Below are 16,463 nucleotides of genomic sequence, written 5' to 3' on the forward strand. Positions count from 1 at the left end.
TCAGGCGTCGCCCAGCCGCAGCAGCGACTGCTGCATCGACTTCACCCGCGACAGCACCTCCACATTGGTCTCGAAGGCGCGGGAGGCGGAGAGCATGTCGGTCATCTCGGCCACCGGGTTGACGTTGGGATAGAAAACCTCGCCGTTCTCGTTGGCCAGCGGGTTCTCCGGCTCATAGGCCTTGCGCAGCGGCTCCTGGCTCTCGACCACATCCAGCACCTGCACCCGGGCGCCCGGCAGTTGCTGCTCGCCCAGGCCTTCACGCGCCGCCAGCGCGGCGAACACCGGCTTGCGGGCGTGATAGGTGCTGTCCGGCGTTCCGGCGGCGGACTGCGCGTTGGCCAGGTTGCTGGCGATGGTGTTCAGACGCACCGTCTGGGCGGACATCGCCGAACCGGCGATCTGGCTGATCTGTTTGAAGGACATGGCGGTTCTCGGTGGACGGTCTAGATGGGCGGTCGGGATGGGCGGTTCTGGAGAGCGGTGAGGATGCGGATCGCTGCAGCAGCGCCGCGTCACTGCCCGCTGATGGCCTTGGCCAGGCCCTTGAGCTTCATGTTCACGAAGGTCAGGCTGGTCTGGAACTCCATCGCGTTCTGCGCAAAGGCCGCCTGCTCCACGCCCAGCTCGACGGTGTTGCCGTCCTGCGCGGGGTGGTAGGGCACGCGGTACATCAGGTCCTGCCCACCGGTGTCCAGCGGCAGGTCGTCGACAAATCCATCGCCGCTGCCCAGCGCCGAGCGCAGGGAGGCTGCAAAATCGATGTCCCGTGCCTGGTAGCCCGGCGTGCTGACATTCGCCACGTTGGACGCCAGCACCTTGGTCCGCTCCGCGCGCAGGCGCAGGGCGTCGTCATGAATGCCGGTCGCCTTGCTGAAATCAATGCTCATGCCTGTTCCCCTGTTGGCCTGTTGCTCGATGACCCGTGGTTGGATGACCCGCGGGTCGACATTCCGATGTGCGACGCGCGGATTCGCCTCGTCCGGTCATTTGCCTGCCCGCAGTCCGGGCCGCGGTCGCACGATGAAGATGATTGATGGCCGCGTCCGCCGCAGCGCCCTGCTCGCCGGGCTGATGCTGGCCACCGGTGCGGCCTGGGCCGCTGCCGACCTCGATCAGCAGGTGCAGGACGTGGCCCGTCAGGCGCTGCTCGACCAGGCCCAGCAGGCCGGTCTGATCGCGCCCGAGGTGCAACTGACGCAGCCCGCGCCGCGCCGCCGCCCGACCTGCCCCGGCGACTGGGACATCACGGTGCAAGACACCCGCAGCCTGATGCGGCTGCGCCTGGTGGCCCGCTGCGCCGATGACGCCGCCCGCGTGCCGCCGCAGGACTTCCTGCTGCGCGCCAGCCTCAGCGCCGAGGTGCTGGTGATGGCTCAGCCGGTGGCCAGCGGCCAGCCGGTCGGCGAAGCAGAGGTGCAACTGCAACGGCGCGACATCAGCCAGACGCCGGACGCGATCTCCAGCCTGGAAGCGGGACTGGCGGCACGCACCGGTCTCAAGCCCGGCCAGCTGCTGCAAAAGCGCCTGCTGGCCGCCGCGATCGTGGTGCGGCGCGGCGACACCGTGCGCATCCAGGCCCGCCGTGACGGCATCACCGTGGAAGGCCGCGGCGAAGCGCTGGAACACGGCGCCCGACAGGGCGTGATCCGGGTGCGCAACGCCGCCAGCGGCCGCGTGATCCAGGCGCGCGTGCTGGAAGCCGGCCTGGTCGAACCCGCCGAGCTGCGCTGAGCCAAGACCGGCCCCGCGGGCGCGACCCGGCAGCGCCGATTCTGGCGCGGCATTCGGGTTCCGAGGCGTCGTCGAGCGGCGGGCAACGCCGCTCAAGGCGGCGGCCCGGCGGCCCGTTGTCGCGCAGACCCGCAAGCGGGCCGCTGGCGTGATCGACCTGGCGAGGCGGGGAGTCATCGTGCGCCTCCCTGGATCCGTGCCGCCACCCGCGCCAGTTTGTCGGCATAGGCCGGATCGGTCGCATAACCGCCGCGCTGCAGCGCCTGGCCATAGGCCCGTGCATCTGCACCGGTGCCGATCGCCGCCTGATAGCGGGTGTTGCCTTGAATCAGCTGGGCCAGGTCGTCGAACGACTGCGCCGGCGAGTCGTAGGCGCGAAAGCGCTGCTCGCGCCGCACCGCCAGGCCCTGCTCGATCTCGGTGGTCGCGGCCGACGTGACGCTTCCAGTCCACTGGGCGGACGCCTTGATGCCGAACAGGTTGTGGCTGCTCTCGCCACCCGCTCTGCGAATCGGCGATTGGCCCCATCCGGTCTCCAGCGCGGCCTGCGCGGTCAGCACCTCAGGCGCGACGCCCAGCCGGCTGGCGGCCTGGCGGGCGATCGGCATGAGCTCATCCACAAATGCTTGCCGCTGGGCTTCGCTCACGGCGGGCTCCTGGCCCGTCGCCGCAGTCACGGCCCCCAGGCCGCCGGGCGTCGACCCCGCAGCGCCCAGCAGCGCCACCTGCGCCCGCTGCCGGCTCCACAGACCTTCCGGGCTGAGGGACGCGGACACGGGTGCCGCCGCAGAGGCGGTGTCGCCTTGCTCGATGTAGCGGGTGACCTCCCGGTTCAGTTCCCGATACAGGCCGCCGAACGGCGCAGCGCTGGCCGCCCCGGTGCTGCTGCGCACCGCGCTGGCCTGCGTGGCCGGGCCGAAGCTCGGCAGCCCGGACAGGTCGGCGGCTCGCCAGTCAGGGTTGCGCATAGACATGCTCCTCGCGGCCCAGCAATTGCTGCATCAAGGCCTGTTGCTCACTGATCAGTTCGCAGTTGCGCAGGTTGAGCGCCTTGCATTCGCTCAGGGCCGTCTCCAGCTGACGCCACAGGGTCAGCAGGGGCTCGGCCGCTGCATCGGGCAGCCGCTCGACCAGGGCGCGCAGATGCGTCGGTGTGCCACGGCCCAGCAGCGCCACCAGCAGTTCGTGGCGGCGCAGCCGGGTGACTTCGAATTCGTCCGACAGCGCCAGGATGGCCGCCGACAGCTCGCCCATCCGCACCGGGTCATGGGCCAGCGCGGCACCGAACTGGCCCTCCAGCAGCGCACGCAGTTCGCCGTAGCGACGCAGGTCGAGCCGAAGGCCTTCACGCAGATGCTGCAGCAGCACGGCGACGGTGCTCTCCGGTCCGCGGCGCATGGCGGTGCCCACCAAGCTCACGAGTGGCCTCCGTGAAAACGCTGGATCAGTTGGGCCAGGCGGTTCGCATCGAAGCGGATTTCGCCGTTGGCCAGCGCCTCGCGCAAGGCGGCCACCCGCACCGGATCCACCTCGGGCATGTCCGCCATCGCCGCCTGGGCCGGCTTCATCAAGTCGGTGGTCAGCGGCCCCGCCTGCAACGCCGGGCCGCCGGTCGTCGTCGGCGTGCTGACGCCATCGGCGCCTGCGGCGGAGGCCGTGCCGGAAACGGGCGCAGCAGCGGCAACGGGCGCTGCCGCACCGGCAGTGCTGCCATTGATCGGAGTCAACGGTCCTTGGCCAGACATCTTCATACGTTCACCTTTGGATCGGGTTCGCATCGCACCGCCCTCACTGCGGGGCCGACGCGGCTGCGCGGTGGAAACCCCGCAGCTGTTCGGTGGGTTCTTGGGGGTCGCGCCAGTCGCCGGCGCCGTACATGCGGGCCATGGCGCGGGACTGCGAGGCCGTGAGCAGCATCAATTCGATGCGGCGGTTGATCGGCGCGGTCGGCACCTGCGCATCCAGCGGCGCGGCCTCGGCCATGCCGCTGACCTGCAGCACGCTGCTCTCCGGCATGCCGCCCATCAGCAGCTCATGCCGGGCGGCCATGGCGCGGTGGCTGGACAGCGCCCAGTTCGAGAACGCGCCCGGCGACTTGTCCTGATAGGCCGTGGCATCGGTGTGGCCCACGATCAGCAGTTGGTTGCGCACCTCCGCCAGCAGCGGTCCAAGCTTGCGCAACAGGGCCCGCAGGCGTGCGCTGGGCTGGGCGCTGCCGCGCTCGAACATGCCGCTGACCTCGGTGTCATGCAACTGCAGGCGCAGGCCCTGCGGCGTGACCGCGGTGCGCAGGTGGCCTTCCAGGCCCTCCTCCGCGGCGAGTCCGGCAATGCGCTTGGCCAAGGCCTGGAGTTGTTCCGGGGAATCGAGACTGGGCTTGCCGACGCGGGACTCGGCGATGCCCCGGGTCGGATCGCCGGGGTCCAGGGCCTCGCTGCGGGCGGGCACCGGATGGCGCTCGATCATGCTGCCGCGGGAGCCGGCCGCCATGGAATTGGTCAGGCCCTGGCCGTCGTCGATCAGGTTGGCGCCGGCGTTCTGCAGCACCACCTGCAAGCGTTCGGCATTGCGCGCGGCCAGCAGCCACAGCACCAGGAACAGGCACAGCAGGGCCAGGCAGAAGTCGGCGAATGCGACCTTCCAGGCGCCGCCATGGGCCTCGTCCTCATGCTTGCGCGACACGCGCTTGACCACGGTGGGGTGATCCCCACCGCGGACCGCCTTGCCGCCGACCAGTTCAGGCTGCACGACGATCTCCTTCGCCCGGCACCCGGTCGGTGGCGCGGCGGCGCGGCGTGGTCTGTTCACTCTTGCCGCTGAGCGCCTCGATCCACGACTCCAGCTGCGCGAAGCTGGGCTTGATGTTGAGCTGCACCAGGCGACGGCCGGCATCGATGGCCAGCAGCGGCGGCTTGCCCGCGACATGGGTCACCAGCACCACCTTGACCGATTCCAGCGAGGCCAGTTCCTCATGCACCAACTGCTTCATCATGTTGGACAGCGGGTCCAGCACGCCGTAGCAGAAGAAGATGCCGATGAAGGTGCCCACCATCGCCGCGGCGACCATGATGGCGATCTCGCCGGTGCCGGCACCGTCGGCGACCTGGTTCATCGCCATCACGATGCCCAGCACCGCCGCCAGGATGCCGAATCCCGGCATCGCCTCGGCGATCTTGTGCAGCGAGCGCGAAGGCTGGGTCAGCTCGTCCTGGATCGCCTCCAGCTCCTGCTCCAGCACCCCTTCGAGCTCATGCGCGCTGATCTTGCCCATGGCCATCAGGCGGAAGTTGTCCACGATGAAGGCCAGCAGCTTGGGCTCGTTCAGGATCAAGGGATAGCGCTGAAAAAGCACGCTCTGCTGCGGTGCTTCCACATGAGCGTCCAGCGCCTTGAGGCCGCCGGCTGCGGCCTGCAGCAGCTCGTACATCAGCAGCAGCAGCTGGCGCTGGAATTCCTGGCCGTGGTGGTCACGCTTGACCAGCTTCTTGAGCTGCAACAGCATCTCCGACAGCACATGGCGCGGATTGCCCAGCACGATCGCGCCCAGGCCGGCACCCATGATGATCAGCAGTTCCACCGGCTGCCAGATGACCTTGAAGCTGCCGCCGTGCAGCATGAAGCCGCCGAAGACACAGCCGAGGATGATCAGAATTCCGATGAGGGGTTGCATGTGTTGGTCCTGATGTCCCGGCCGTTCAGCCCTGTTGCAGGAAGGCGCGCATCTTGGCCAGCGCCGCCTTGTTGATCTGCGAGACCCGCGCCTCGGTGAGATCCAGCACCGCGGCGATCTCCTTGAGGCTGGCGTCGAATTCGTAATAGAGCTGGATGACCCGCTGCTCGCGTTCGTTGAGGGCCGACAAGGCCTGCGCGATCGAGCGGGTGACCATCAACTGCGCCTCCGGGCTGCGGTGGTCGCTGGGCAGTTGGGCCAGTTCCTCCACCAGCTCGTCGAAGCTGGCCAGTTCCTCGGCCACCTCGGCCTGCAGGAAGTCCTGGTAGGCCTGGGGTGTGAGCTGCAGGCGCTGCAGGATCTCGGCTTCGGTCGGCTCGCGGCCCAGCAGCCGGGTCAGCGCCCGCAGCGCATCGCGCAACTTGTGGCTGCCTTGACGCACGGTGCGCGGACGCCAGTCCTGGCGGCGCAGTTCGTCCAGGATGGCACCGCGCACCCGCAGCGCAGCGAACGGACCGAAGCCCCCATCCGGCTGGCCATAGCGACGCAGGGCTTCCAGCAGGCCCATCAGGCCGATCTGCTCCATGTCCTCGCGGTCCATCACCGCACTGGCCTGCGCCGAGAGCTGCCGCACCACGCGCTTGACCAGCGGCGCGTACTCGCGCAGCGTGCGCTGCTCGAGGTCGGCGCTCAGGCCCGCGGTGGCGGCGGCTCCCCATTCGGCGTAGGCGTGTTGCACGTGTGCGCTCCTGACGTCCGGTCACTCGATGATCAGCTTGCCGATCAGCGCTTCGGCGAAGGGCGGATCGCGCCGATCGGCGGCATAGCTGTCGGCATAGGCCTTGTTGAGCAGCCGGGCGAAGTCCTCGACGCTCATCGCCTGGGCGCTCTCCACCGTGTGCACCGACAGCGCCTTGACGGCGATGGTGCGCAGCAGCGCCAGATGCTCCTTGGTGCGCTTCTCCTGCTCCGGCAGGGCCTTGAACACGATGTCCACCGCCAGGTAGTGCGACACCGCCGACCCATTGGGGCCGCGCAGCATCACCAGCACCTTGTCCAGAGTGATGTACTTGTAGTCGGGCGCGGGCTCGGTCTTCGCCTCGGTCTCGGCGGCAGCAGCAGCGGCATCCGCCTTGCCGTCCTGGCCCGCCGCGCGGGCGCCGGCCTTGATCTTGGCCGACTGCCACCACCACACCGATGCACCGGCGCCACCGGCCGCCAACAGGGCCACGGCGGCCGTCAGCGCGATCAGCTTGGTTTTGTTCTTCATCTGGGTGTCCTCGGGTTCTGTGGCCGTGACCGGCATCAGGCGGGGCCGTGGCCCGCCAGCGCATCGCCGAAGTGGGAGAAGGCGGCGGAGGCGCCCGTGGCGGTCTCGTCGTCGCCGAGGGCGCGGCCGGGCTGACGCTGCGCATCGCGCGATTGACCGCCTGCGGACGACTGCCCCCCAAAGCCCTCCCGGCCACGGCCATCGGCCGAGGCCGATCCGCCGGAAGCCACCTGCACCGACACCTCGCCGCTGTGGCGCTGCACCAGCTCATGCCGCAGCGGCTCCGCGATATGGCGAAGTTGCTGGCGCACCTCCTCGTGGGTGGCGTGAAACTGGATCTGCAGGGTGCCGCCCTGCTGGCGGATGTCGATCTCGATGCGCCCGAGCTGCGGCGGCGCCAGATGCAGCCGCGCCTGATCGCTGCGCTGGACCAACTGCAGCTGCAGCCGCTCGCCCAGGGCCTGCAGCAGCGGCTGCTGCCAGGCGCTGCGATCCGCTGGCAGGGCCAGGGTGGGTGCCGCGTCGCTGCCGGCGCCGGCCGATGCGGCGGCGGCCATCCACTCGGCACTCCAGCGCGGCAGGCCCATCCAGGCGGAAGGGTCGGTCGGGGCGGCAGGACGCGCATCGATCGCCAACGCGCCACCGCCCGCGCCCGTCGCGCCTGCGGCGCTCGACAGCGAGGAAGCGGCAGAGACGGCAGAAACGGACAAGGCCGAGGTTCCGGATGCCGCGGACACCACCAACGCGCCGCTCAGCGCCGACATCGCGCCACGGGCGCCGTTGCGGGACAGGTCCGCCTCCGACTCGGCGCCATTGCCATGGGCCCCAGCGTCGGCGCCATAGGCCATCCATTGAACCAGCGACGCGACGGGCATCACCACCGGCAACTGCGGCGGCAGCCACTGCGCCAGCAGCGATTGAGCGATCGCCGATGGATGGGCCCCATCGGACGGCGGATCGGTCGGCTCGCCCTCTCCCTGACCGCTGGGCGACGCCTCGTGGGCAGAGCCCGTGGCGGCGGGGCTTGCGCCCTGCCCCTGACCGGCGGCCAACGCCTGCTTCAGCGCGTCGATCGGCAACGCCTCGATCACGAGGGGCGCCGAAGCCTCCTGGGCCTCCGGGCCATGCACGCCGTTCGCAGGCGAGGCGGCCAGCGCGGCGGCGCCCTCCGCTTTCACCGGCTTGGCATTTGTGCCTTCTGTGGCCGTCACGTCAGGCCCGTCGGACGCGCGCTGCGCGCCGTCGGCCTGTCGCGCTTGACTTGCCTCGCGTGCATCGCGTGCATCGCGTGCATCGGCGCGGTCCGCGGCGCGCGACCGATCCGCATCGTCCCGCAGGTGCTGCGAGAAGGTTCCGGCGCCGCGTGCGGCCCGTGGGCGGTCGCCGGCCTCAGGCAGGGATGTCGACGCCGCCCGAGCCGGGCCTGCAGCGCTCGCGCGATCGATCGGATTCGTCGCATCGGCCAGCGACCCGGCCCTGCTGTTCACCGTCATGCTCATGGTGGCGACTCCGGTCCCCAGGCGTGGCTCTCCGCATAGGCGAGCCAGCCATGGCGTTGTTGCTGCATCTGCGCCAGGGTCTGGCGCAGTCGATCGAGCTCGCGCTCGCATTCCGTCCGGACCTGCGCATGCAGGCGGCGCAAGGGCTGGAGCGCGGCACGGTCGGCCTCGCTCAGCGTGACCGGATCCAGCGTGCCCAGCCACTGCGCCAGCTCGGCATCCGTCTGCGCCAGGGCCGACCAGTCGTGCGCGGCGCCGGCATGGCGCAAGCGGTCAGACAGGGCCTGCAGCCGCACCAGAAAGCGCGGCGCGGGCACGCGGCTCGCGGCGGTGGGCGACGGATTCCGAGGGGACGAGACCGGCATCGTGGTGTCCTCAACCGTGCCGCGACAGCACGCCCTGCCAACCGCCGCGGATCTGGCCGAGCAGGCGACGCACTTCGTCGACGATGCCCGTATCCAGCTCCACACCGGCGCGATAGAGACGCTCGGCGCAGTAGTCGTAGAGCTGCGCCAGGTTGCGCACCACCTCGCCGCCGCTCTCCAGATCCAGCGCGCTGGACAGGCCGTTGATGATGCTGACGCATTTGTCCAGGCTCACCGCCTTGAGCTCATAGCGCCGGGCCTCGATGTGGGCGCGGGCGCGGGCGAGTTCGTCCAGCAGCCCGTCCATCAGCACCAGCACCAGTTGGAGCGGCGAGGCCTGCGCGGTCTGCGCATGCAGATGGACGGTTTGGTAGCTTTGGTAGGCGTCGTGGCTCATCGGATTCAGGCGGCGATGGAGTCGAACAGGCTGCCGGTGTCGGACAGCTGCGATTGCAGGTTCTGCAATTGGGTGAACTGCTTGAGGTAGCGTTCGTAGGCTTGGCTGTACTGGGTGTCCAGACGCGTCTGGCGCGCCCCGATGCTTTTCTGCTGGGCTTGCACCGTGGCCTGGCGGGTCTTGATCTGGCCGCTGGCGCTGTCGGTCCAGCTGTCCACCAACTTGTCGAAGGCCCCCAGCACGCCGCTGGGCGCGGACAGGGCACTCGATCCCAGCACGTCGTCCAAGGCGGTGGGCTTGGCGCTGAGGGTCTTGGTCAGCTTGGCGCTGTCCAGGCTCAACTGGCCGTAACGATCGATGTTGACGCCCAGGCTGCGCAGGTTGCTGCCGCCGTAGTCGGCCCGCAGCATCGTGCTGAGGCGATCACGCAGTGAACGCACGCCGGCATCGCTGGCGAATGCGCCGGCGGTGGCAGTGCCGCCGCCCACGGCGGTCAGATCGTCCAGCGTCTTCTCGAGCGTGTTGTAGGCATCGATGAAGCTCTGCAGCTTGGCGCTGGTGGCGCTGTCGTCGCGGGCCACCGTCAGGCTGACCGGCGCGGCACCCGTGGCCTGCGCCTTCTTCAGGGTCACGGTGACACCTTCGATCGCGGTGAGCGTGTTGCTGGCCTGCTGCAGGCGCACGCCGGCGCCCTGCGCGCCGAGCCAGACCACCGCGTCCTGCGCGGGCACCAGCTCCTTGCGCTTGGTGATGTCGTCCAGGGCTGTCTTGAGCGGGCCGCTGAGGCCGCTGGTGTCCAGGGTGAGCTGACCGCCCGCGCCGCTGACGCCCGCGCTGAGCACCAGTTGGGTGGCGCCCCCCACCGTCACCACCATGGCGGTGGCCTGTCCGTTGGCGGCGGTGTTGATCGCCCGCGCGATCTCGGACTGGGAAAGCGTGCCGTCGCCGTCGGAGTCGGCGCTGGCCAGGTCCACATTGAAACCGCTGCCGTTGGCCAGTTGCACCGACATGCTGCCCGGGCCGGCCGGCACCGCCGGCAGGTCCTGGAAGGCGACCTGATGGCTGGTGGCCAGTTGCTCGACGAACAGCGGCGTGCTGGTCGGCTGCGCCTTGCCGGTCGCGGTGGCGGTCAGCACCGTGCTGTCGCTGGGCGTGGCGCTGTACTGGGCCAGGGTCTGACCGGTTCCGGCCTTGCCAGACAGGGCTGTCAAGGCGGAGTTGAAGGCCGACAGCGCGCTCTGCAGCTTGGTCAGGCCGGTGGCCGTGGCCTGGGCCGAGCGCGACTGTGCATCCAGCAGGGTCTGCGTGGGCTGCGTGTAGGCGGTGGCCAGGTTGCTGGCCATGGTGTTCGGGTCGAAGCTAGTCGCCATGTCGGGCTCCTCCAAGGGTGTCGATGAGACTTCCCTGGACCAAGGCGACCCAAACCGGCTGCGGCTTAAACCCGGTCACCGAGACCGGCGTGGCCTCGGCCGATCGGGTCACGGGAGACCCGGCGGCGGCTGATGCTGATGCTGATGCGGCTGCGGCGCCCGAGGTCGACGCCCCAGCGGATGAGGCCACCGATGTCGAAGCGACCCGCGCGTTCCACAGCCCCGGCAGGCCGGTGCAGCGCGAGGCGATCTCGTCCTGACGTTTCTGCTCCTGGCGCTGCGCCTCGCGCCGGGCACCCGCCTCGGCCCGATCGAGCACCAGTCGAAGCGATTCCTGCCGGCGTGCGGCCGCCAGGGTCTCGGCACGGGCCTGGGCCAGCTCCGCCTGACGTCGGACCAGCTCCTGACGCTGCTGATCCGCCCAGGCCAGTATCGCCTGCTTGTAGGCCGCGCTGTTCTGCGCGAGCCCGGGCAGTTGCGTCCCCGACAAGGTGGCATGCGCGCCCAAGGCCTCCAGGCGGTCGACCGTGCCCTGCACCCGTTGGCACAACTGCTGCTGGGCCACCAGTTGCGCCTGGCGGCGATCAAGCTGGAGCTGCTGCAGCTCCACCAGCCGACCCAGCGGCTGGCGCAGCGAGGCGCCCGAGCCGCCCGAGCCGCCAGAGCCGCCGTATCCGTGGACGTCCTTCGGCCCCTTTGTCGTGCTCATGCCAGCAACTCCCTCAGCCGCGCCTGCGTCTGGGCCAGCGGCGCGCCTTCATGCGTCCCCTGGTGCAGGAAGGCTTCGATCCGCGGCCACAAGGCCACGGCCCGATCGGTGGCCGGGTCGGCGCCCGGGACATAGGCACCCAAAGGCATCAATTCCCTCACCTGTTCATAACGCGCCATCAGTTGCTTGAGCGCACGGGCCAGGTCCTGCTGCGGACGATCGGCCACCAGGGCCATGCAGCGGCTGATGGACTGGGCCACGTCGATCGCCGGATAGTGGCCGCGCTCGGCCAGCGCGCGGGACAGCACGATGTGCCCGTCCAGGATGGCGCGTGCGGTGTCGACCACCGGATCCTGCTGGTCATCGCCTTCGGCCAGCACGGTGTAGATGGCGCTCATGCTGCCCTCGCCTTCCCCATTGCCCGCGCTTTCCACCAGTTCGGGCAACAGGCTGAAGACCGACGGCGGATAGCCGCGCGTGGCCGGCGGCTCGCCGAGCGCCAGCGCCACCTCGCGGCGCGCCATCGCATAGCGGGTCAGCGAATCCACCAGCAGCAGCACATGCTGGCCCTGGTCCCGGTAGTGGGCGGCAATGCTGTGGCACAACTCGGTCGCCCGCAGCCGCATCAACGGCGATTCATCCGCCGGCGCCACCACCACGACCGCGCGGGCCAGGCCCTCGGCGCCCAGCGACAGGTCGATGAATTCACGCACCTCGCGGCCGCGCTCGCCGATCAGGCCGACGACCACGACATCCGCCACCGTGTTGCGGGTGATCAGCCCCAGCAGCACGCTCTTGCCCACGCCCGATCCCGCCATCAAACCCACGCGCTGCCCGCGTCCGAGGGTCAGCAGCCCGTTGATCGCGCGCACGCCCACATCCAGGGGCTGCTGCACCGGCTTCTTGCGCAGCGGATTGACCTTGGGCGGCACCAGCTGCAGCGGCAGGTCGCCGCTCAGGCGGCCCAGACCGTCGATCGGCTCCCCGAGACCGTTGACGATGCGACCCAGCCATTGCGGTCCGATCATCAGCGTGGAGCGCTCCGGCGCCGGCAGCACTCGCGCGCCGCTGGCCAGGCCGTCTGGCTTCTTGAACGGCATCAGGTAGGCGATCTGATCGCGAAAGCCGACCACCTGGGCCGCCATCCATTCGGCCGGTCCGCCCTCGCCGCCACCGGTCTCGATGAGGCAGCGTTGACCGGTGCGCAAGGTGCAGCCGGTGGCTTCCAGCAACAGCCCGGACGCACCGACCAGTCGGCCCGTCGGCGTGGCCACCGGCACATCGCCCAAGGACACCCGCCGCAGCGCATTGCTGATCATGGGCGTTCCCCCTGCAGATCGGCCGCGCCCGTCGACAGGGTCGCCAGCGAATCGAACGACGACGTGTCGTGAGACGCGGGATCTGCGTCGGCGATCAGGTCACCCGGCTCGGTGCCGTCCTCGCGGGCGCTTTCGGGAATCAGTTGGCCGCGCACCTGGGTCATGCAGGCCGCCAGGCGCTGGCGGCAGCCGGCATCGGCCTCGCGTCCGCCGGCGATGACCCGGCATTCGCCCGCATCCAACGAGGCGTCGGCATGCAGGATCCAGTCCTTGGTCCGCTCAGGGGCAAGCTCCAGCAGGCGCTCGCGGTCCTCCGGATTCAGGAAGACCTCGACCCCGTCACGGGCCGGTGGCATGGCGGACAGGGTCTCGTCGACCAGGGCCATCAGTTGCGCCGGACGCAAGGTCAGCTCGGCGCGGATGACCTGACGGGCCACGCGTTCGACCAGCTCGACCACCTCGCGGCGCATCGCGACCTGGTAGTCCTGCTGCAGTTGGCAGAGATGGGTCAACAAGGTGTCGACGGCGGCGATCGGGCTGGACAACAGCGCGCGCGCATCCTCTCGTCCGGCGACCAGCCCCTGCGCATGGCCGGCGGCCTGGGCGGCCGAGCGCGCATCGGACTGTCCGGTCTGCAGACCGCTCGCATAGCCTTCTTCATAGCCCTTGGTCAGGCCTTCCTGAAAGCCCTGGGCCAGGCTGGCCTGCAGCTGCGCACTGGCCTGGGCGGCCTGCGCGCCACTGAGCGCCACCGCGCGCACCAGCGCGTCCGGTCCGCCGTGGCTCAACTGCGCCAGCGGCGGAAAGCGATGCGGCCGCACCGTCTTCATTCGACGACCGCCTCGGCAAACAGTTGCACCTGGATCTCGCCCGCATCCACCAGGGCCTTCACCTGGGTCATGATCTCGGCGCGCGCCTGTTCCACCCGGCTCATCGGCATCGGCCCGCCGCGGCGGATCAGGTCCTCGAAGCTCTGGGCCTGACGGCGCGGCATGGCGGCCAAGATGGCATCGCGCACGGCCGGCTCGGCGCCCTTGAGCGCCACCGCCCACAGCTCCAGCGGCACCTCTTCGATGAGGCGGGTGAGCGTGGCCTCGCTCTGACGCGACAGCATGAAGAACTCGTACAGGCTGGTCTCGATCTCGCCCACCACCTGCGGGTCGTGCGCCCGCAGCAGCTCGACCATCTGCTGGCGCTGGCCGGGCAGCCGGTTGAGGATCTCGGCGACCTGCTTGACGCCTTCGACGGTCGCGCCCTGTTGACCCAATCCGCCCAGGCAACGCTCGACCAACTCGTCGAGCTCGGCCAGCAGGTCCGCATCCACTTCGGACAGGCGGGCCATCTGCAGCAGCACCTGATCGCGGCCGCCGGCGGGGCCTTCGGGCAAGGCGGCAATCACCTCGCTGGCCAGCGCACTGGGCAGGAAGGCCAGGAACACCGCCTGCATGCGGGGATGCTCATGGCTGATCTGCTCCGCCAACCACTTGGGCGAAGCCCATTGCAGCCGCTGCATCTTGGGACGGATCGCATCGCCATAGATGCTGTTGAGCACGCTGGAGGCGATCTGGCCGCCCAGCGCCAGGTCCAGCGAGCGCTTCAGGTAGCTGCGCGAGGCGCCGTGGACGCCGCTTTGTTCGCGGTAGTCATCGAAGAAGGTCTGCAGCGCGGTCTTCACCCAGTCGACCTTGATGCCGGACAGCCGCGACATCACCTGGGTGACATCCAGCAGTTCCTCGCGCGACAGGCAGCGCAGCACCGCCGCGGCCGGCTCTTCGCCCATGCTCAGCAGCACGATGGCGGCACGCTCGACCGGGCTCAGCGACGAGGCGCTGCCGGGCGGAATGAACTCACTCGCTTCGGCCATTTTTCTTTTGCACCCATTGCTTGACGACTTCCGCCACCCGCTCCGGCTCCTTGGCCGCGAGCACCTTCAGGTGGTCCACCAGCACGTCGACCGGAGAGCCCGGCGGCGGCAGTTCAAAGTTCTCCAGCAGCGTCGACACCGCCGAGCCCGCAGCCGGCCCGGCCAAGGTCGGCCGCGCGGAGGCGCCGTCCAGCGACGCGCCCGCTGCGACGTGACCGGCAGCGGCGCCACCGATCGGCTCCAGGGGTGTGAGCTCCGGTCCCTGGCCGCGCCGCTCGTTGCCGGCGTCACCGCGGCCGGCGGTGGCACGGTCGCCGCTGCGGCGCTCCATGCCGAGCGCGTGCTGGCCCATGCGCAACAGCGGCCGGGCAATCAGCAGGTAGCCCAGCAAGGCGGCCAGCGCATAGGCCGCCCAACCGCCGAACTCCACCAGCGTGTCGCGCTGCTGATACCAGGGCTCGGCGATCGGGGCGACCGGGAAGGCCAGCGTGGACACGCTGAGCTTGTCGCCGCGGGTGGTGTCCAAGCCCAGGCCGCCGCTGAGCAGACGCTCGACCTTCGCGATGTCGTCCGTCGACCAGGTCGTTGCACCGCCGGGCGCTGCGGCGGTGTTGAGCAGCACGGCCACGCTCAACCGCTCCAGCCGACCGCGGCTCTTCTTCACCTGGGTGATGCTGCGGTCGTAGGCGTATTGGCGGGTCGACGCGTTCTTGCGTGCGGTGTTGCTGTTGTTGTTGCCGGCGGTGTCGTCCGGGCCCACCTGAGCGGCCGAGGCAGCGGCCGCGGCCATCGCTGCCGGCGGCCGGTTGCTCAGCGAGCCGGGCACGCCCAAGGCGATGCGTTCGCGTTCCTGCTCTTCGCGCATCGCTTCATTGGTGAGCTTGGGCGCATCGCCGAACTGCTCGCGGGTTTCCTGCACCCGGTCGTTGTTGACCTCGGCGGTGACGCTGAGCCGGTAGTTCTGATCCCCCAGGACCGGGGCCAGCAGCTCATGCACATTGCGCCGCACTTCGTCCTGCACGCGGCGTTGGGCTTCGTCGCCCTGGGTGCCGCCCTCGAAGCCTTCGCTCAGGTCCACCCGCGCGGACAGCAGATGACCCGCCTGGTCCACCAGGCTCACCCGCGACGGCTCCAGATTGGCCACCGAGCCCGCGATCAGGTTGATGGCCGCGGCGATCTGTTCGTGGCTGAGGGTGCGACCGGCCTTGAGCGTGACCATCACCGAGGCCGCGCTCTTCTGCCCATCGTTCAGCACAAAGGAACTGCTCTTGGCGATGGACAGGTGGACCCGCGCCGATTCGACCGCATCCAGCGCCATCATGCTTTGCGCCAGCTCGCCTTCCAGGCCGCGGCGGAAGCGGATGTCCTGCACGAACTGGCTCACGCCCAGCGGATCGCTGCGGTCCATCAGCTCCAGCCCGGCCGGCAGCTTGGCAACGACGCCCTTGGCGGCGAGCAGCATGCGGGCACGGCCCAGCTCCGATTCCGGCACCAGCACCTGGCCGCTGTCGGGATGGAGCCGGTAGGCGATGTGCTCCGCGTCCAGCACCGCCAGCACATCGGCCGTCGCCACGCGTTCGCGTTGTCCGAAGACCGGCTTGTAGCCCGCCTGATCGCGCCAGAGCAGGGTGAGCACCAAGGCGGTCACCACGGCGGCCAGGGCCAGCAGCGGTGCCAGGCCGCGCAGGCCGGCGCCCGCCGCCGGGCCGGCCTTGGCCCAGCCTCCGGACAAGCCGCCGAGCACGGCTGTCAGCCGCTGGCGCCACGTCGGCGCGGCCGGCAAGGTTTGGATGTCGTTCATGCGGCGGGTCCTGTGGGGTTCAGAGCTGCAGCTTGATCAGCTCGTCGACCGCGCCGACCACCTTGTTCCGCACCTGCATCAGCATGGAGAACGACAGGCTGGCCTGCTGGCTCGACAGCATCGCGCCGACCAGGTCGTCGCTCTCGCCGCGCTCCACCGCCTCCATGCGGTCGTTGGCCGCCTGCTGACGATCGTCCACCCGGCGCAGCATCTGCTCGAAGCCCATGGACGTCGCCTCGGAACCGGAACCGAGGTTATCGCTGGAAGGCGAAATGAGGTTTTGAGCGTCCTGCTGCAGGCGCGAAGCATCCTGCAGCAACAGCGAATCCATCGCCGATACCGCCATCGCGGCATTGATTGTCGAGACCGACATTCCATTCTCCCGTCTATAAGACACGCCACCATGGGGTGAGCTGCCGGAGATATTCCAGAGGTTGCAGGCGGAACCCTGTCGATGATTCAGCC

The 16,463-nt window shown here is 69.8% G+C and carries 20 protein-coding genes; 1 reads left to right on the forward strand and 19 read right to left on the reverse strand.

Annotation, left to right across the window (positions count from 1 at the left end; all coding sequences use genetic code 11):
• Both flgC and flgB read right to left on the reverse strand, forming a co-directional pair.
• Complete coding sequence (flgC, locus tag N4261_RS17855) at nt 1-426, reverse strand: flagellar basal body rod protein FlgC (RefSeq protein ID WP_261756626.1); 426 nt, start codon at nt 424-426, stop codon at nt 1-3.
• An 89-nt stretch (nt 427-515) separates the two neighbouring features.
• A complete protein-coding gene (flgB, locus tag N4261_RS17860) occupies nt 516-890 on the reverse strand; it encodes a flagellar basal body rod protein FlgB (protein ID WP_261756627.1) in 375 nt (124 codons plus the stop codon).
• A 133-nt stretch (nt 891-1,023) separates the two neighbouring features.
• Here flgB and flgA point away from each other — a divergent pair, with 133 nt between their 5' ends.
• Nucleotides 1,024-1,734: a flagellar basal body P-ring formation chaperone FlgA gene (gene flgA, locus N4261_RS17865; protein WP_261756628.1), complete on the forward strand. Its 711-nt coding sequence runs from the start codon at nt 1,024-1,026 to the stop codon at nt 1,732-1,734.
• A 173-nt stretch (nt 1,735-1,907) separates the two neighbouring features.
• On the opposite strand, the gene N4261_RS17870 is transcribed toward flgA, so the two are convergent.
• The 17 genes from N4261_RS17870 to fliE are packed head-to-tail and all read right to left on the reverse strand — an operon-like array spanning nt 1,908 to nt 16,371.
• Nucleotides 1,908-2,702 (reverse strand): glucosaminidase domain-containing protein, encoded by a 795-nt coding sequence (locus N4261_RS17870; RefSeq protein WP_261756629.1) that lies wholly within the window; start codon nt 2,700-2,702, stop codon nt 1,908-1,910.
• A complete protein-coding gene (gene flgN, locus N4261_RS17875) occupies nt 2,689-3,153 on the reverse strand; it encodes a flagellar protein FlgN (protein WP_261756630.1) in 465 nt (154 codons plus the stop codon). The genes N4261_RS17870 and flgN overlap by 14 nt, the downstream gene beginning before the upstream one ends.
• A complete protein-coding gene (gene flgM / locus N4261_RS17880; protein ID WP_261756631.1) occupies nt 3,150-3,485 on the reverse strand; it encodes a flagellar biosynthesis anti-sigma factor FlgM in 336 nt (111 codons plus the stop codon). The genes flgN and flgM overlap by 4 nt, the downstream gene beginning before the upstream one ends.
• 37 nt (nt 3,486-3,522) lie before the next feature.
• Nucleotides 3,523-4,482: a flagellar motor protein MotB gene (locus tag N4261_RS17885; RefSeq protein WP_261756633.1), complete on the reverse strand. Its 960-nt coding sequence runs from the start codon at nt 4,480-4,482 to the stop codon at nt 3,523-3,525.
• Entirely contained in the window at nt 4,472-5,404 is a 933-nt protein-coding gene (gene motA, locus N4261_RS17890; RefSeq protein ID WP_261756634.1) for a flagellar motor stator protein MotA, read from the reverse strand. Before motA ends, N4261_RS17885 begins: the two co-directional genes overlap by 11 nt.
• A 25-nt stretch (nt 5,405-5,429) precedes the next feature.
• Complete coding sequence (locus N4261_RS17895; RefSeq protein ID WP_261756635.1) at nt 5,430-6,143, reverse strand: FliA/WhiG family RNA polymerase sigma factor; 714 nt, start codon at nt 6,141-6,143, stop codon at nt 5,430-5,432.
• A gap of 21 nt (nt 6,144-6,164) precedes the next feature.
• Entirely contained in the window at nt 6,165-6,674 is a 510-nt protein-coding gene (locus N4261_RS17900) for a flagellar basal body protein (RefSeq protein ID WP_261756636.1), read from the reverse strand.
• A gap of 35 nt (nt 6,675-6,709) precedes the next feature.
• Nucleotides 6,710-8,173 carry a flagellar hook-length control protein FliK gene (locus N4261_RS17905; protein WP_261756637.1) on the reverse strand — a complete coding sequence of 488 codons (1,464 nt, stop codon included), beginning with the start codon at nt 8,171-8,173 and terminating at the stop codon, nt 6,710-6,712.
• Complete coding sequence (gene fliT / locus N4261_RS17910) at nt 8,170-8,538, reverse strand: flagellar protein FliT (RefSeq protein WP_261756638.1); 369 nt, start codon at nt 8,536-8,538, stop codon at nt 8,170-8,172. Before fliT ends, N4261_RS17905 begins: the two co-directional genes overlap by 4 nt.
• Before the next feature lie 10 nt (nt 8,539-8,548).
• Nucleotides 8,549-8,935, reverse strand: coding sequence for a flagellar export chaperone FliS (gene fliS, locus N4261_RS17915; protein WP_261756639.1), 387 nt, complete (start codon nt 8,933-8,935; stop codon nt 8,549-8,551).
• 5 nt (nt 8,936-8,940) lie between these two features.
• Nucleotides 8,941-10,305 (reverse strand): flagellar filament capping protein FliD, encoded by a 1,365-nt coding sequence (fliD, locus tag N4261_RS17920; protein ID WP_261756640.1) that lies wholly within the window; start codon nt 10,303-10,305, stop codon nt 8,941-8,943.
• On the reverse strand, nt 10,295-11,014 hold the full coding sequence (locus N4261_RS17925) for a flagellar FliJ family protein (protein ID WP_261756641.1): 720 nt from the start codon (nt 11,012-11,014) through the stop codon (nt 10,295-10,297). Before N4261_RS17925 ends, fliD begins: the two co-directional genes overlap by 11 nt.
• Nucleotides 11,011-12,333 carry a flagellar protein export ATPase FliI gene (gene fliI, locus N4261_RS17930; RefSeq protein WP_261756642.1) on the reverse strand — a complete coding sequence of 441 codons (1,323 nt, stop codon included), beginning with the start codon at nt 12,331-12,333 and terminating at the stop codon, nt 11,011-11,013. The genes N4261_RS17925 and fliI overlap by 4 nt, the downstream gene beginning before the upstream one ends.
• Nucleotides 12,330-13,163, reverse strand: a complete 834-nt coding sequence (gene fliH, locus N4261_RS17935; RefSeq protein WP_261756643.1) for a flagellar assembly protein FliH — start codon at nt 13,161-13,163, stop codon at nt 12,330-12,332. Before fliH ends, fliI begins: the two co-directional genes overlap by 4 nt.
• A complete protein-coding gene (locus N4261_RS17940; protein ID WP_261756644.1) occupies nt 13,160-14,197 on the reverse strand; it encodes a flagellar motor switch protein FliG in 1,038 nt (345 codons plus the stop codon). The genes fliH and N4261_RS17940 overlap by 4 nt, the downstream gene beginning before the upstream one ends.
• Entirely contained in the window at nt 14,181-15,998 is a 1,818-nt protein-coding gene (gene fliF / locus N4261_RS17945) for a flagellar basal-body MS-ring/collar protein FliF (protein ID WP_261756645.1), read from the reverse strand. The genes N4261_RS17940 and fliF overlap by 17 nt, the downstream gene beginning before the upstream one ends.
• A gap of 19 nt (nt 15,999-16,017) precedes the next feature.
• Nucleotides 16,018-16,371, reverse strand: a complete 354-nt coding sequence (fliE, locus tag N4261_RS17950) for a flagellar hook-basal body complex protein FliE (protein ID WP_261756646.1) — start codon at nt 16,369-16,371, stop codon at nt 16,018-16,020.
• Nucleotides 16,372-16,463 lie beyond the last annotated feature (92 nt).

The organism is Roseateles amylovorans (assembly GCF_025398155.2).
Lineage (GTDB): Bacteria > Pseudomonadota > Gammaproteobacteria > Burkholderiales > Burkholderiaceae_C > Roseateles > Roseateles amylovorans.